General features: G+C 54.8%; 15 protein-coding genes. 6 read left to right on the top strand and 9 right to left on the bottom strand.

Going from position 1 to position 14516, the window contains the following annotated elements; genetic code table 11:
• Positions 1-17 precede the first annotated feature (17 nt).
• From ureC to CDH47_RS02585, 6 genes are all read right to left on the bottom strand, one after another.
• A complete protein-coding gene (gene ureC / locus CDH47_RS02610; RefSeq protein WP_100638260.1) occupies positions 18-1721 on the bottom strand; it encodes an urease subunit alpha in 1704 nt (567 codons plus the stop codon).
• The gene (locus tag CDH47_RS02605) at positions 1718-2053 is read right to left on the bottom strand and encodes an urease subunit beta (protein ID WP_100638259.1); all 336 of its coding nucleotides are present in this window, start codon (positions 2051-2053) and stop codon (positions 1718-1720) included. The genes ureC and CDH47_RS02605 overlap by 4 nt, the downstream gene beginning before the upstream one ends.
• 11 nt (positions 2054-2064) lie before the next feature.
• Positions 2065-2367, bottom strand: a complete 303-nt coding sequence (ureA, locus tag CDH47_RS02600) for an urease subunit gamma (RefSeq protein WP_100638258.1) — start codon at positions 2365-2367, stop codon at positions 2065-2067.
• A 100-nt stretch (positions 2368-2467) separates the two neighbouring features.
• Positions 2468-3376: an urease accessory protein UreD gene (locus CDH47_RS02595; RefSeq protein WP_100638257.1), complete on the bottom strand. Its 909-nt coding sequence runs from the start codon at positions 3374-3376 to the stop codon at positions 2468-2470.
• A 217-nt stretch (positions 3377-3593) separates the two neighbouring features.
• On the bottom strand, positions 3594-5099 hold the full coding sequence (locus CDH47_RS02590) for an MFS transporter (protein ID WP_100638256.1): 1506 nt from the start codon (positions 5097-5099) through the stop codon (positions 3594-3596).
• A gap of 39 nt (positions 5100-5138) precedes the next feature.
• Entirely contained in the window at positions 5139-5600 is a 462-nt protein-coding gene (locus tag CDH47_RS02585; protein WP_100638255.1) for a universal stress protein, read from the bottom strand.
• Between the two features lie 293 nt (positions 5601-5893).
• Between CDH47_RS02585 and CDH47_RS02580 the strand changes: the two genes are divergently transcribed.
• Positions 5894-7246 (top strand): MFS transporter, encoded by a 1353-nt coding sequence (locus CDH47_RS02580; protein WP_100638254.1) that lies wholly within the window; start codon positions 5894-5896, stop codon positions 7244-7246.
• Positions 7247-7350: 104 nt separating this feature from the next.
• The gene (locus CDH47_RS02575; protein WP_100638253.1) at positions 7351-8166 is read left to right on the top strand and encodes an ion transporter; all 816 of its coding nucleotides are present in this window, start codon (positions 7351-7353) and stop codon (positions 8164-8166) included.
• A gap of 20 nt (positions 8167-8186) precedes the next feature.
• Here CDH47_RS02575 and CDH47_RS02570 read toward each other — a convergent pair whose 3' ends face one another.
• Positions 8187-8786, bottom strand: coding sequence for an SAM-dependent methyltransferase (locus CDH47_RS02570; protein ID WP_100638252.1), 600 nt, complete (start codon positions 8784-8786; stop codon positions 8187-8189).
• A 70-nt stretch (positions 8787-8856) separates the two neighbouring features.
• On the bottom strand, positions 8857-9234 hold the full coding sequence (locus CDH47_RS02565; protein ID WP_100638251.1) for a SirB2 family protein: 378 nt from the start codon (positions 9232-9234) through the stop codon (positions 8857-8859).
• A gap of 126 nt (positions 9235-9360) precedes the next feature.
• Between CDH47_RS02565 and CDH47_RS02560 the strand changes: the two genes are divergently transcribed.
• The 3 genes from CDH47_RS02560 (at position 9361) to fabB (ending at position 12482) form a co-directional block, all read left to right on the top strand.
• Positions 9361-10545, top strand: a complete 1185-nt coding sequence (locus CDH47_RS02560) for an NnrS family protein (protein ID WP_100638250.1) — start codon at positions 9361-9363, stop codon at positions 10543-10545.
• Between the two features lie 204 nt (positions 10546-10749).
• Entirely contained in the window at positions 10750-11259 is a 510-nt protein-coding gene (gene fabA / locus CDH47_RS02555) for a bifunctional 3-hydroxydecanoyl-ACP dehydratase/trans-2-decenoyl-ACP isomerase (protein WP_100638249.1), read from the top strand.
• 11 nt (positions 11260-11270) lie between these two features.
• A complete protein-coding gene (gene fabB, locus CDH47_RS02550) occupies positions 11271-12482 on the top strand; it encodes a beta-ketoacyl-ACP synthase I (RefSeq protein WP_100638248.1) in 1212 nt (403 codons plus the stop codon).
• A gap of 18 nt (positions 12483-12500) precedes the next feature.
• Here fabB and CDH47_RS02545 read toward each other — a convergent pair whose 3' ends face one another.
• A complete protein-coding gene (locus CDH47_RS02545) occupies positions 12501-12857 on the bottom strand; it encodes a helix-turn-helix transcriptional regulator (protein ID WP_100638739.1) in 357 nt (118 codons plus the stop codon).
• Positions 12858-13015: 158 nt separating this feature from the next.
• Between CDH47_RS02545 and trhP the strand changes: the two genes are divergently transcribed.
• A complete protein-coding gene (trhP, locus tag CDH47_RS02540; protein WP_100638247.1) occupies positions 13016-14347 on the top strand; it encodes a prephenate-dependent tRNA uridine(34) hydroxylase TrhP in 1332 nt (443 codons plus the stop codon).
• Positions 14348-14516 lie beyond the last annotated feature (169 nt).

Here is a 14516-nt window from a genome sequence, read left to right as displayed (position 1 = left end):
ATGTCCTTGCAAGCGTTTCAAAACAGGTGATAACGCTGGGCCAGCGGCAATGCCGACAAGGGCTCACATGTCAGCAACTCGCCATCTGCGCGCACCTCGTAGGTTTGCGGGTCCACGGTCAGATCCGGGCAGGCGCTGTTGAGTTTCATATCGCTCTTACGCATCTGCCGAACATTTTTAACGGCGACAAGCGGGCTCTTCAGGCCCAGTTTTTCCTCCAGCCCGGTGTTCATTGATGCCTGGCTGACAAAGGTCATCCGGGTTGCCGCGGCTGCCCTGCCCAAGGCACCAAACATGCGCCGGTAATGCACCGGTTGCGGTGTGGAGATAGCCGCATTGGGGTCGCCCATGGCCGCCCCTGCGATCATCCCGCCTTTGAGAATGATGGACGGTTTAACGCCAAAGAAACCGGGCTTCCACAACACCAGATCCGCCAGCTTACCAACCTCTACTGAGCCAACCTCATGGCCAACGCCGTGGGTGATTGCCGGGTTGATGGTGTATTTGGCGATGTAACGCTTCACCCGGAAGTTGTCAGTTCCACGCTCCTGATCTTCCGGCAACAGGCCGCGCTGTACGCGCATTTTGTGGGCGGTTTGCCAGGTGCGGCACACGACTTCGCCAATACGCCCCATGGCCTGGGAATCTGAAGAGATCATTGAGATCACGCCGATGTCATGAAGGATATCTTCGGCCGCAATGGTTTCACGGCGGATACGGGAATCGGCAAACGCCACATCCTCCGGGATATTGGGGTCCAGATTGTGACACTCCATCAACATATCGAGGTGTTCATCCACCGTGTTGACGGTATAGGGCCGGGTCGGGTTGGTGGACGATGGCAAAACGTTAGGCAGGCTGCAGGCCACGATAATGTCTGGCGCGTGCCCACCGCCAGCCCCTTCGGTGTGGTAGGTGTGGATACACCGGTCTTTGAACGCCGCCAGTGTGTCCTCAACAAAACCGGATTCGTTGAGGCTATCGGCATGAATGGCAATCTGGATATCAAAGCGGTCGGCCACATCCAGTGCGTTACTGATGGAAGCCGGTGCGGCGCCCCAGTCTTCATGGATTTTCAGGCTCATGGCTCCAGCCTTCACCTGTTGCTCCAGCGCTTCCGGCGTACTGGCGCTGCCCTTACCAAGAAACCCGATATTAATGGGCAAATCATCCACGGCCTGCATCATTTTACCCAGGTGCCAAGGCCCGGGGGTATGGGTGGTCGCCACAGAGCCTGTTGCAGGGCCGGTACCACCGCCAATCATGGTGGTCAGGCCGCTCATCAGCGCCTCATCGACCTGCTGCGGGCATATATAGTGGACGTGGGTATCAACCGCTCCCGCGGTAACTATCTGACCTTCGCCCGCAATGATTTCGGTACCCGCGCCGATAACAATATCAATATCAGGCTGGGTGTCCGGGTTACCGGCTTTGCCAATGGCGGCAATGCGGCCGTCTTTCAGACCCACATCTGCTTTAACGATCCCCCACCAATCGATGATGATGGCGTTGGTAATCACAGTGTCCATAACGGCGTCATCGCAGCGCTGGCTTTGGCCCATGCCATCACGGATAACCTTGCCCCCGCCAAACATCACCTCTTCACCGTAATGGGTGTGGTCCTGTTCGATTTCGATCCACAGCTCGGTATCACCAAGGCGAATGCGGTCACCGGTCGTAGGGCCGTACATATCCGAGTAGGCTTGCCGGGATATCTTCATGATTTTGCTCCCTCTTTCGGGTTCTTATCCAACGGCCCCATAACTTCACCACGAAAACCATAGATGTGGCGCAAACCTACATAGGGTATCAAGGTCACTTCACGGGCCTGACCCGGCTCAAAGCGAATTGCTGTACCCGCAGCTATTGCCAGGCGATAGCCATAAGCTTTTTTACGATCAAGGCGCAAAGCGGGGTTGGTTTCGGCAAAGTGATAATGGGAACCTACCTGTATCGGGCGGTCGCCGGTATTGGCGACATTCATGGTGATACTCTCCCGCCCCACACACAGTTCAATGTCTTCGCTCTTCAACTGATATTCACCAGGAATCATGGCGAGCCTCCTCAGACAATGGGGTTGTGAACAGTGACCAGCTTGGTGCCGTCGGGAAAGGTTGCTTCAACCTGAACGGACTGAACCATCTCGGCAACGCCTTCCATCACGTCGTCCCGGGTCAGTATCTCGCGGCCGGCACTCATCATGTCTGCAACCGTGCGGCCCTCACGGGCGCCTTCCATAATGGCGCAACTGATCAAGGCTACCGATTCCGGGTAATTCAGCTTGAGCCCTTTTTCCTTACGGCGTTCAGCAAGCAACCCTGCAGTAAAAAGCAGCAGCTTGTCTTTATCTCTTGGTGCTAATTCCATCGCTAACTCCGTAGTCGTCGATGTTGTGCATTGATGCCTTCTAGCCTTTGAAAAGCACAGGCACTGATAATCACCAAAGCTCACGCGCTGGCGTGTAAATTCAGGTCAACCAAATCCTTGGTACCGTGGCCTCATGGCCGGTCAGTCGGGGGCGCAGAACTTCCCGCGCCTGCTGAAACAAGGCCCAGACTTCATTTCGCTCCTGGCCCAGATAGCGAACCAGCAGCACACCACGGCGACAAGTTGCCGCCCAGCGGCTGTTCGCGGGTAGATGCGCTCGCAGGGCCTCGATTGCTTCGTCGGGGTCGATCAGACCTATCGCCCAAAGGGTCGCGTGCACGGTGGCACCGCCCTGCCCCCACTTGCCGGTGAAGCGGCGATGGTTTGGGTCCATTGCCTGTCGTTCCAGCCACAGGGGGCGGCCATCGCGCATCACCTGAAACCGCTGTTCCAAGTGGCCATTAGCAAAAGGAAGGTCACTGGCAGGCCGGCCAAGCCCGAGAATTTCCCAACCCAGGCATTTGGCATTTCCCTCTAGCTCGATCGCGAAGGTTTGCTGGCCTCTGGAACCGTCAAACGCGAGGGTTTCCTGAGGCAGCCATTCCAGCACGCCACCATCCACAACCTTGAGATGGGTGTGCTGGCTCCAGGCAACACCATGGCTGTCCGCGCGGTAGAGTTTATTTGCAGCGGGTGTGGTTAGCAGGGTATGGGCACCTGCCTCAACACTCACATCAATAGTGAGCGCGTCACCACTGACAATGCCACCCGGTGGGTGCAGGAGGTACACATGGCAGCAGCCGTCGCGGCCCTCTGGATAAAACGGCCGCTGCACGCGCAGGGGGCCAAAGTGCTGCGCTTTGACCATGGTGGTAATGCTGGAGCCTCTGACCGATCGGGTGCCAAACCCCAGATTTAAAGACGCAACCCAGTGGCGGTCAGCATCGAAACGATGCCCGGAATCCGCAACCGCCCGATGTTTTTCGGGCGTAAAAGATAATGTCGTCATGCGTTCCAACCCTTTCTTTATGAGCCCAGCGCGACGACGTCACTTGGTTCTCATACAGTGTTCCCACTAAAACAGACTATAAAATCAAGATAGCAGAAGGATTTTGAACGTCCACACGATCGGAGAATATGCAAAAACTACCCATAAAAACAAAGCCCCGTCGGGATCACTCCCGGCGGGGCTTTGGTATTACTCTTACTATTTCGACATCAGGGCATCACGCCTTGCCGAGCGCCGCCTGGCGCTGGCGCTCTTCCTCTTCGATCTGAAGATCTACAGAAGACACCTCGTACTCTTCTGCAAAGCCCGACTCAGGCTCTTTCAGCCACATCAGACAAAGCACCCAACTTATGAACGCACCACCGGCAATGATAAAGAAGAACTGGTTGGGTGTTACGAAAGTGAAGATAGTCAGGTAGACCACGGCACCCACGTTACCGTAAGCACCCGCCATCCCGGATATCTGGCCGGTCAGGCGGCGCTTGATTGACGGGATAATGCCGAAGGTTGCCCCCTCTGCACCCTGCACAAAGAAGGAAGTGAACACAGTAATACCCACGGCAACAATCAATGGCCAGCTGGAGTTAAGCAGCCCCATCAGCGCAAAGCCAACCGAGATACCGAACATGTAGCTGAGCATAACAAACCGACGGTTACCCATACGGTCGGAAACCATACCGCCCATAGGCCGGGCCACCAGGTTCACAAAAGCGAAGGATGCAGCAACCATGCCCGCAGCAGCGGCACTCAGGCTCCAGGTTTCCTCGAAAAACATCGGCAGCATAGAGACAACCGCAAGCTCAGCACCAAAGTTGGCGAAGTAGGTACTGTTCAAGGCTGCAACACTGTTGAACGGGTACTTGTCGTCTTCCGGCACGCCTTTTTTGAGGATAGGCAGGTTCACTCGCAGAATCTGCACAATCTGGTAGAGCACAATGGCAACAATGACTGCGTAAGCAATAACTGCACCGGTCACGCTCAGATAGCCCATGTTCTGGATGCGCCACACCAGAATCGCGAGAACACCAATCAGGGGTATGGTCCACAGAATGAGCTTGACCATATCGCCCCAGGTGCTGACCTCCAGTGCGCTGGCTTTGCGCGGCTTACGGTGCACGGTGCCTGCAGGGCCGTCGGTAACGGCAAACCAATAGTAAACACCGTAAAGCGCCATTACGATGGCACTTTGGGCAATAGCCCAGCGCCAGCCGTCATCGCCGCCATACATTTGCAAGGCGATGGTAGGCAGTGTCAGTGCTGCAGCAGCGGAACCAAAGTTACCCCAGCCCGCGTAGAAGCCCTCGGCAAAGCCGATATCACGCGGCTTGAACCACATAGCTGTCATGTGGATACCCACCACAAAACTTGCACCGATGGAGCTGAGCACCAAACGGCTGACAAGCAGTTGAGTCATGGTGTCGCCAAAGGCGAAGGTGAGTGCCGGAATCGACATCAGAATCATCAGTATGGAGAACACCCGGCGCGGGCCAAAGCGGTCAAGCGCCATGCCTACAATTATGCGGGCAGGAATTGTCAGCGCCACGTTACAGATGGCGAACAAGCGCAGGTCGTCCGGGGTCAGCCAATCGACACTCTTAAGCATACTGGACGCCAGCGGCGCCATGTTGAACCACACATAGAATGTGATAAAAAACGCAATCCAGGTCAGGTGCAGTGCCTTGATCTCTGGGTTTTTGAAGCGAAATACGTCTGCAACTCTCATTTCACCCTCCGGGGGCATAAAGTTCAGTGCCTGGTGCTGTTAGTGACTGGGCAGGATAAGTAGCGGGCATTGCACCCGGCGCGCCAGAAATGAGCTGACCTTGCCGAATGTCATGTAATCCAGTTCGTCCACAAAATAGTTCAGTGAGCGCGCAATCAGGCCCCCGTCCACTTCTTCACTGTGGCGAGCAATAACCAACATGCCGGGCTTAACCTTGTTATCCGCGGCATAGAGCAGCATCTTGCGGGCGTCACCCTCCAGTAGCAGGGTCTCTGAGGCAATCTCTTCTTTCTCGCAAACCTCCTGCGCTTCAAGAAGGTGTCGCTTGAGATCCGTCAATTCTTCCTGAAACATGTCTTCGTTGCTGGCAGTGATATCTCTGGGATTTTCCGCCACAGCAACCAAAGTAATCTGCGGTTTCAGATCGCGAAACATCGTAATCGTCTGAACCAGCGCCAGCTTCGCGTTCCTGGAGCCGTCGTAGGCAATCATGATTTTCATAGTAGTCTCCGAAGGCAGTGATGCCACGCGCGGGCATCGCGCCAATTGATATTGCTCAGCATTAGCCCACAATCCATAGCGGCGTATAATTGATTTATATCAAAACGTGTACCGCATACCCCACCAGAGCAATCAGAGCCCTACCTCCTCACAGAAAAAGCCAGCCTGGAGCTACCACCACCCCACCCTGCTGGAGGTACCCCTAATGCTTTCACACGGAAAAACCGGGTTTTGATATGGTTATAAAAGCCACTAACAAAGGCTGAAAAATGCAGACAGGGAGGGCGGCAGCAATGATCTCACCAACCAGAACACAGCAGCATCGTGCACTCGGCCTTTCCACGCTGGCCTTCACGCTCTGCTTCGCGGTATGGACAATTTTTTCCATTATCGGCATCCGCATCGCGGAAGACTTGGGGCTGTCCGACACCCAACTTGGCCTGTTGATGGCCACACCTATTCTGACCGGCTCAATCAGCCGCCTGTTTCTTGGCATCTGGACAGACCGTTACGGTGGGCGCTGGGTGTTTGGCATACTCATGCTGACAACCGCTGCCTGTGTTTATCTGCTCACTTTCGCCACTACCTACCCAATGTTGCTGGTTGGCGCCTTGGGGGTTGGCTTGGCCGGTGGCTCGTTCATTGTGGGCGTTGCCTATGCTGCAGCCTGGTTTGAGCCCGCCCGCCAAGGTACGGCTCTGGGTATTTTCGGCGCGGGTAACGTTGGTTCTGCGGTAACCAACTTTGGCGCACCTTTTCTTCTGGTCGCTTTTGGCTGGGAGACCACCGCTCAGGTCTATGCCTCTGTACTGGCGGTTATGGGCGTGGCCTTTATTTTGCTGGCCAAAGAAGATCCTGTTTCTGCTGGGCGCAAAAAAGACGAACAGCAACGCTCATTCATGGAGCAAATGGAGCCACTGAAAGATCTGCGGGTCTGGCGTTTTGCGCTCTATTATTTCTTTGTGTTCGGGGCCTTTGTGGCCCTGGCGCTCTGGCTCCCCCACTACCTTATCGGCGTTTATGGCCTCGACATAACAACGGCGGGCATGATTGCGGCGCTGTATACCATTCCGGCTTCCCTGTTCCGTATTCTTGGTGGCTGGATGTCTGACCGGTTCGGCGCAAGGCGCGTTATGTACTGGACGTTTATTGCATCGGTGGTCTGCACCTTTCTGTTGAGTTACCCACCTACGGATTATGTGGTACACGGCATTGATGGCGATGTGCGCTTTACTCTGGAAATGACCCTGCCGGTCTTTATTATTCTGATTTTCACCTTGGGCTTTTTCATGTCACTGGGCAAAGCAGCTGTTTACAAGCACATTCCGGTTTACTACCCCATGCACGTGGGTGCTGTGGGCGGGGTAGTGGGCATGATTGGCGGGCTGGGTGGCTTTATCCTGCCTCTGACCTTTGGCGTGCTGAACGATGTTACCGGCATCTGGCAGAGCTGTTTCATGCTTATGTTCGTTATTGTGGCCGCAGCCCTCGCCTGGATGCACTACGCCATACGCTCAGCCGAACGGGTTGAATGGGCCGCAAACCAGGAACAGACAGACCTGCCCGAGCTGGCATCACCACAACTGTTCTACCCACTGAATCGCAACCAGGGCCAAGGAAGAGACACCCGCTCACTACGACCATAAGCGGCTTGGTGAGCGATTCTTGAAATCTCTGTAACAACACTGTTCCAGCGCGGGCCGTGCCATTAGAATTCGCACACCCGATTTCACCTGGAGCAGTAAACCCCATGTCCCTGGAACTTTCACCCACGGCCAGCTTCAACCAGTTGCGCCGTATTGAATCCAGCACGCTCTTTCAGGGCGTAGTGATCGCCATCATCATCCTGTCTGCCCTGACCATAGGCGCGAAAACCTACGACCTGCCGCCGTTGGTGGAACAGTCACTGGGCGTTATGGATGCTGCCATCACTTTGTTTTTCCTGGTCGAAATTCTTTTCCGCTTTGCCGCCAGCCCGGTCAAGCGCCGATTTTTCATGGACGGGTGGAACCTGTTCGATACGCTGGTAGTGATTGGCAGTTTGATTCCTCTGGATAACTCGGAGGCGGTTCTGCTTGGAAGATTGCTGCGGGTGTTCCGTGTGTTGCGCTTGGTCTCTGTGGTGCCGGAGCTGCGATTCCTGATCAACTCCCTGCTCAAAGCCATTCCACGCATGGGTTACATCGCGCTGTTGATGTTCATTATTTTTTACATCTATGCCGCCATGGGCTCTATGTTCTTTGCCAAAGTAGATGAGGATCTCTGGGGCGATGTCGCCATCTCAATGCTCACCCTGTTCCGTGTGGCCACGTTCGAGGATTGGACCGATGTGATGTATGCCACCATGGAGCAGTACCCGCTGAGCTGGGTCTACTACCTGACCTTTATTTTCCTGACGGCGTTCGTATTTTTGAACATGATGATCGGTGCGATTCTGGAGGTAATGAGCGAGGAGCAGAACGCTAAACAGGCTCAACAAGCTCACGACGAGCGGGATGAGATTGTTCAGCAGCTCCACTCGGTTCAACGCAAGTTGGACGAACTGACAGAAAAACTGCAACGCTAGACGAGGGCATGCGGCCCGATTTATGCCTTGCGAGCCACAAACTGAACCACTGCACCTTCACCATCGTGAAGCGGGCCCTCACGAATATCACGGACGAGCTCACGGGAAAGAAGAATCTCGTCGGGCTCAAAAAACTCCTCCAGCTCCTGCTTGCTGAACATCATGGCTTTATTGCCCGGCCCGCCGGTGCCTCGACCTATTTGATCTTCTGTGTAGCCCTCCAGAACCAGATAGCCGCCCGGTTTCAGCGCGTCCTTTGCCATTTGCAGCGAGCGTTTACGGATATCGGTAGGGGTATGGGCAAAGATCATGACAACCGCAGAGTAGATGTCTGTATCCGGGGCATAGGTCGCCAAATCTGCGTGCACCGTCTTCAGAGCTACACCACGGGTTTGCGCCAGCCGGTCGGCCTTTTGTAATCCGACCTCAGACAAGTCCACCGTGGTTACACTGTGCCCCCGCTCTGCGAGATAAACAGCATTGCGCCCCTCTCCCTCGGCGAGGCACAACACCTTGCCTTTGTGTTTATCCAGCTCATATCTATTCCACTGCTCCACCAGAAAAGAGTTTGGCTCTTCCCCGTATACATAGTGTTCGCTACTGAAACGCTCGTCCCACATTGCTTGCTCCGTATAACTGTCAGGAAATCACCCCATAGACTTTGGGCTTTTTCTTACTGGCTTCACTGAGTCAGAAAATGACGGGCTTTGCCATGGCAAGGTGAAGAATGGCAGATACCTGCACCAAGGCCAGAATTGCGGCAACAACTCGAACCGGGCGTGATACAGTGACTTTCAGGGCGAAAAGCCCGGCGGCGATGTAGCCCAGCAGCAATACAATTTTGGCCAGAATCCAGCCTTGCTCCAGGGGATTCCAGCCGCCCACAAACAGCAGGCTGATGGCAGCGACCAGCAGAACAGTGTCGTTGGCATGGGGAATCCAGCGCAGTGGGGTCTGGCGCCAGCCGGGCCGACCCACGGCGTCCATCAGCAGTCTCAGTGTAAACAGGACAACCGTGAGATAGGCTGTGGTCATGTGGAGGTGCTTCAAAATCATGTATGAGTTCATAAACCATTCCATTGTGAATCAAAACGATAGCGGCATTGTACGCAAAGATACCACCAACCGGGTATGTTATTTCCAGCCGCACACGATTAACATATAACTCACATATATGTATTAGCAGGAACCAACATGCAGGCTATCCCCACTTCAGCTCAATCCGGCTCCGCCAGCGTCAGTCAACTATTCGGCTACCCATTCCGGATCTTCTTTCTGTCAATGACAGTACTGGCGCTGTTAACTATACCTCTCTGGGTTTTGCAGGTGACCGGCGTTATCAACCTGCCTCTGGCCATGCCAGGGCTGTTCTGGCATCAACATGAAATGCTGTTTGGTTTTCTGACCGCAGCCATTGCAGGTTTTTTGCTGACGGCGGTCTGTGTCTGGACTCAGACTGAGCGCACCCATGGCTTCCGGCTGGTCTTGCTCTGGGGGGTCTGGCTGGCAGGCCGATTGTTGCTGGCATTGGGGGCAGATTTGCCCGACTGGCTGGTGCAGGGGGTCAACCTGGCCTTCCTGCCGCTGGTGATGCTGGATGCCGGCTGGCGCGTTTGGCAGGCAAGACAAAAACGTCAGTTCATGCTCCTGGTGGTTCTGGGCTTGCTATGGCTGATGCAGATAGGCTTTGTTACTCGCCTGGACATGACCTACAGCCACGGGGCATTGATTGCTGCGATGGCGCTTATCAGCATTGTCGGGGGGCGCATAACGCCTGCTTTTACAACCGGCTGGCTCCGCCAGCGGGGACTTAATGCTGACGCTGTAAAAAACATCCCGGCGCTGGATATGGCGTCACTGTTCTCCATGATTCTGCTTATGGCCTCTCTGGTGACCGGCTGGCAAGCCCTCACCGGCATATTGGCGACCCTTGCCGGCACGCTTGTGCTGATTCGGCTCGCTAACTGGAAGGGCTGGCTGGCTCGTAAAGAGCCCCTGCTATGGGTGCTTCACCTGTCCATTCTTTGGGTACCGGTTTCACTGTACCTTCTCGCAGGTACCATTTTTGCTGGCTGGCCTTCTAACGCATGGAGCCATGCGGCAGGCACGGGCGCTATCAGCTGCCTCATTCTGGGCGTTATCGCCCGGGTAACACTAGGCCATACTGGCCGCCCCCTGGTATTGCCAAAAGGCATGGTTACCGCATTCATTGCGATTCAACTGGCGGCGGTGATCCGTGTGCTAACTGCATTCGACATCATTGCCTGGCACCCGGGGATTGGCAGTAGCAGCCTGCTTTGGATTTTTGCCTTTGCCATGTTCCTGGTGCGCTACACCAAAATACTCGCAAGCCCCAGGCCCGATGGCCGCACAGGCTGATGTGAAGCGCACTCTATACCAGCCTATCCAACAAATAGGGCAAGCGCACAAACGCTTGCCCTATTTGTTTTTAGCTCTCCCTGAGGGCTGGCTTGCTTGCAACTTCTGCACTTAAACGTCAATCATCCACTAATGGTCAATAGCGACTCGCGAAATAACAGCTAAAGTAACAATAAATCATTCTGCAATAGAGACGACGGCACTATGAACCCGGATCATTTTGACAAAGAAGACCTGATTAAGTGTGGTCATGGCAAACTTTTCCCGGGCGCCACTCGGCTGCCCATTGATGAGATGCTGATGGTTGACCGTGTTACCCACGTAGGCGCGGATGACGGCCTTTACGGTAAAGGCAGCCTGGTGGCTGAGCTGGATATCAATCCCGACCTATGGTTTTTCAAAGTGCACTTTGTGGATGACCCGGTCATGCCTGGTTGCCTGGGCCTCGATGCCATGTGGCAGTTGGTGGGTTTTTTCCTGGCGTGGGGCGGCAGTGAAGGTAAAGGTCGTGCTCTGGGCTCGGGAGAGGTGAAGTTTACCGGCCAGGTTCTCCCCACCAACAAAAAGGTAACATACTACCTCGACCTCAAACGCGTAATCCGTCGGAAGCTTACAATGGCTATTGCCGATGGACGCATGGAAGTGGATGGTAAAGAAATATACACCGCCAAAGACCTGCGGGTTGGCGTATTCTCTTCCACCGATGATTTTTAGGAGTTAGCAAGATGCGGCGTGTTGTTATCACCGGTATGGGGATTGTCTCCAGCCTTGGAACCAATCAAAAAGAAGTCACGCGCTCCCTGAAGGAGTCCATTCCCGGGATCGCTTTCAGTGAAGAAGCCCGTGACAACGGCCTGCGCAGCCACGTATGCGGCCAAATCAATCTGAATCTTCCCGAACTGATTGATCGCAAGCTATTGCGCTTCATGTGCCCGGCTGCTGCTTACACGTATCTCGCATCCTGTGAAGCCATTGAGCAAGCCGGACTGACCAAGGAGCACCTTACAGCCAACAGCACCGGCGCTGTTTTCGGCACCGGCGGCGCGTCCACGGTTGAACTGCTGGATGCGATCGACACCCATCGCGCCAAAGGCATACGCCGGGTTGGCCCCTATCGGGTGCCCCGCACCATGGGCAGCGCAATCAACGCCTCGATCGCAACGGCGTTTGGCATTACTGGTATCAACTACGGCATTACTTCAGCTTGTGCCACCAGCGCCCACTCCATCGGCCATGCTGCGGATCAGATCGCTCTGGGACGTCAGGATGTGATGCTTGCCGGAGGCGGCGAGGATATCCACTGGACCTTGAGCCTGATGTTTGATGCCATGGGCGCGCTTTCAACCAAGTACAACGATACTCCTGAAAAGGCATCCCGCACTTACGATGCGGACCGCGATGGCTTTGTTATCTCCGGCGGCGGCGGTACTCTGGTGCTTGAGGCCCTAGAGCATGCCGAGGCCCGCGGTGCGAACATTATTGCGGAACTGGTCGGTTTCGGTGCCACATCAGACGGCGCCGACATGGTTGCCCCCAGCGGCGAAGGTGCCATACGCTGCATGCAGCAAGCCATGAAAAACCTGGATGGCGAGATCAACTACATCAATACCCACGGCACCAGCACACCTGCTGGCGACGTAACAGAATTGAAAGCCCTGAAAGAGACCTTTGGCGACAAGATTCCACCGTTAAGCTCCAGCAAACCCCTTTGTGGCCACGCGCTTGGCGCAGCCGGGGTTCATGAGGCCATTTACAGCCTGATTATGCAGCGGGATGGATTTATCGCGCCGTCAGCCAACATCGACACTCTGGATGAAGGCGCCGAGGGATACCCGATCGTTCGTGAACGACTGGACAACCAGAATCTGGATCTCGTTATGAGCAACAGCTTTGGCTTTGGTGGCACCAACGCGACACTGGTATTCAAAAAGTTCTGATTTATTGCAATTCCAAGCTCAGGAAAGCCTGACAGAGCGATATTCAGCCGGGGAAGTTCCCATCCAGCGTTTGAATGCCCGGCTGAATGCGCTCAACTCTGAAAACCCGAGTTGCTCAGCAATTTCCACCAGCGGCTTGGTTCTATCCTGCATGTAAGTCAGCGCCTGCTTACGGCGCACATCCTCAAGCAAACGGGCAAAGGTTACACCTTCCTGCTTCAATTTCTTGTGAAGCGTGTACCGACTCATATGCAACTGAGACGCCACCACCTCAACACCCACCTTGCCTCGGGCAAGCTGAATACTGATCAGCGAACTTACTCTGTTACCCAGCGAAACCCGCACCACCTCTTGGTTCAGAGGTTCTGATGCCATCTTTCTATCCTCCAGATTCATAAACGTTCAGTCTCCCGTCACAACTTACAGCGTACACATGTTAGCTGAAAACAATCAATAAGACGTTTGAGCAGGATCAAGGGAATGTGAAACGACCTCCGGCAAAATAGCCCACCACTGATTTACCCGGAGCCCACATGAACATCCCGGAACTGCTGGCGCCCGCCGGCACCCCAGAACACCTGGAAACCGCTTTTGCCTATGGCGCTGACGCAGTCTATGCCGGCCAGCCCCGCTACTCCCTGCGGGTTCGCAACAACAGCTTCAAAGACACCGCTGCACTGGGCGCTGGCATCCAGCGAGCCCACGCTCTGGGCAAACAGTTTTATCTGGTTTCAAACATTGCTCCCCATAACGACAAGGTGCGCTCTTACCTGAGAGATCTGGAGCCAGTACTCGAGCACAAACCGGATGCATTGATCATGTCCGACCCGGGCCTGATCATGCTGGTACGGGAAAAGTGGCCAGAACAACCCATACACCTGTCTGTTCAAGCCAATGCCGTGAATTGGGCAACGGTAGAGTTCTGGCGGCGGCAGGGCATCAGCCGAGTGATTTTGTCCAGGGAGCTGGGGTTGGGAGAAATTCGTGATATCCGTGAAAAAGTTCCCCAAATGGAACTGGAAGTATTCGTGCATGGCGCCCTTTGCATGGCCTACTCCGGTCGCTGCTTGCTTTCCGGCTACATGAACCACAGAGATGCCAACCAAGGTGCCTGCACCAATGCCTGCCGCTGGAACTACAAGGAAGTTGCCCATACCCAGGACCAAGCCGGCGACCTGATTGCCACATCAGCCCAAAACGGTACCAACAGCGCAGTACAAAACTACGAGCCGAAAGAAATCCTTCTGGAAGAGCCCAACCGCCCTGGCAGCTACATTCCTGCTTATGAGGATGAGCACGGCACCTATATCATGAACTCTCGCGACTTGAGGGCAGTGCAACACGTAGCTGAATTGGCGGCCATGGGCGTACACTCCCTGAAAATCGAAGGTCGCACCAAAAGTACCTACTACGTTGCCCGCACCACGCAGGTCTACCGCAACGCCATTGACCAGGCTGCCCAAGGCAAGCCGTTTGATATGAGCCTGATGAATGAACTGGAGGCTCTTTCCAACCGCGGCTACACCGAAGGCTTTCTTCGCAGGCACTTGCCTCAGGAGTACCAGACCTATGAACAAGGTTCATCCTTCCTGGGCACTCAACAAGTGGTTGGCACAATACTCGAGGCCGATGACCAGTGGCTTACAATTAACGTGAAAAACAAATTTGCACCTGGCGATCAGCTTGAACTCATCACCCCCTCAGGCAACCTGCAGTTCTCAATTCCGGCCATGGAAAACCGCAATGGCGTGAGTATGGATTGTGCTCCCGGTAGCGGGCACATCGTTCGCATCCCCCGCCCGACCGGCACCCCTGAAGCATTTGATTACAGCTACCTCACCCGCATTTTGCCGCCACAAAGCTAACACTCCCTCTGGGTTTGCAGCTCCGTATATACGCTTATCAAACACGCGCTACACCCGCCAGACTTAGCGTCTGGCGGGTGTATTGCGATATACTTGATCATCCCTACATTTAATACCTGACTAATTTAGTCTGGTATTGTACAATTACGACTCATAAGCAACAGATCAG

It is taken from the genome of Marinobacter salexigens (genome assembly GCF_002806945.1).
Taxonomy (GTDB): Bacteria; Pseudomonadota; Gammaproteobacteria; order Pseudomonadales; family Oleiphilaceae; genus Marinobacter; species Marinobacter salexigens.
This window is presented reverse-complemented; position numbering and strand designations above follow the sequence as displayed.

What these genes read in the sequence shown, in the direction of transcription:
- ureC (WP_100638260.1), bottom strand. Translation starts at nt 1,721, where the DNA reads ATGAAGATATCCCGGCAAGCCTACTCGGATATGTACGGCCCTACGACC.
- CDH47_RS02605 (WP_100638259.1), bottom strand. Translation starts at nt 2,053, where the DNA reads ATGATTCCTGGTGAATATCAGTTGAAGAGCGAAGACATTGAACTGTGT.
- ureA (WP_100638258.1), bottom strand. Translation starts at nt 2,367, where the DNA reads ATGGAATTAGCACCAAGAGATAAAGACAAGCTGCTGCTTTTTACTGCA.
- CDH47_RS02595 (WP_100638257.1), bottom strand. Translation starts at nt 3,376, where the DNA reads ATGACGACATTATCTTTTACGCCCGAAAAACATCGGGCGGTTGCGGAT.
- CDH47_RS02590 (WP_100638256.1), bottom strand. Translation starts at nt 5,099, where the DNA reads ATGAGAGTTGCAGACGTATTTCGCTTCAAAAACCCAGAGATCAAGGCA.
- CDH47_RS02585 (WP_100638255.1), bottom strand. Translation starts at nt 5,600, where the DNA reads ATGAAAATCATGATTGCCTACGACGGCTCCAGGAACGCGAAGCTGGCG.
- CDH47_RS02580 (WP_100638254.1), top strand. Translation starts at nt 5,894, where the DNA reads ATGATCTCACCAACCAGAACACAGCAGCATCGTGCACTCGGCCTTTCC.
- CDH47_RS02575 (WP_100638253.1), top strand. Translation starts at nt 7,351, where the DNA reads ATGTCCCTGGAACTTTCACCCACGGCCAGCTTCAACCAGTTGCGCCGT.
- CDH47_RS02570 (WP_100638252.1), bottom strand. Translation starts at nt 8,786, where the DNA reads ATGTGGGACGAGCGTTTCAGTAGCGAACACTATGTATACGGGGAAGAG.
- CDH47_RS02565 (WP_100638251.1), bottom strand. Translation starts at nt 9,234, where the DNA reads ATGAACTCATACATGATTTTGAAGCACCTCCACATGACCACAGCCTAT.
- CDH47_RS02560 (WP_100638250.1), top strand. Translation starts at nt 9,361, where the DNA reads ATGCAGGCTATCCCCACTTCAGCTCAATCCGGCTCCGCCAGCGTCAGT.
- fabA (WP_100638249.1), top strand. Translation starts at nt 10,750, where the DNA reads ATGAACCCGGATCATTTTGACAAAGAAGACCTGATTAAGTGTGGTCAT.
- fabB (WP_100638248.1), top strand. Translation starts at nt 11,271, where the DNA reads ATGCGGCGTGTTGTTATCACCGGTATGGGGATTGTCTCCAGCCTTGGA.
- CDH47_RS02545 (WP_100638739.1), bottom strand. Translation starts at nt 12,857, where the DNA reads ATGGCATCAGAACCTCTGAACCAAGAGGTGGTGCGGGTTTCGCTGGGT.
- trhP (WP_100638247.1), top strand. Translation starts at nt 13,016, where the DNA reads ATGAACATCCCGGAACTGCTGGCGCCCGCCGGCACCCCAGAACACCTG.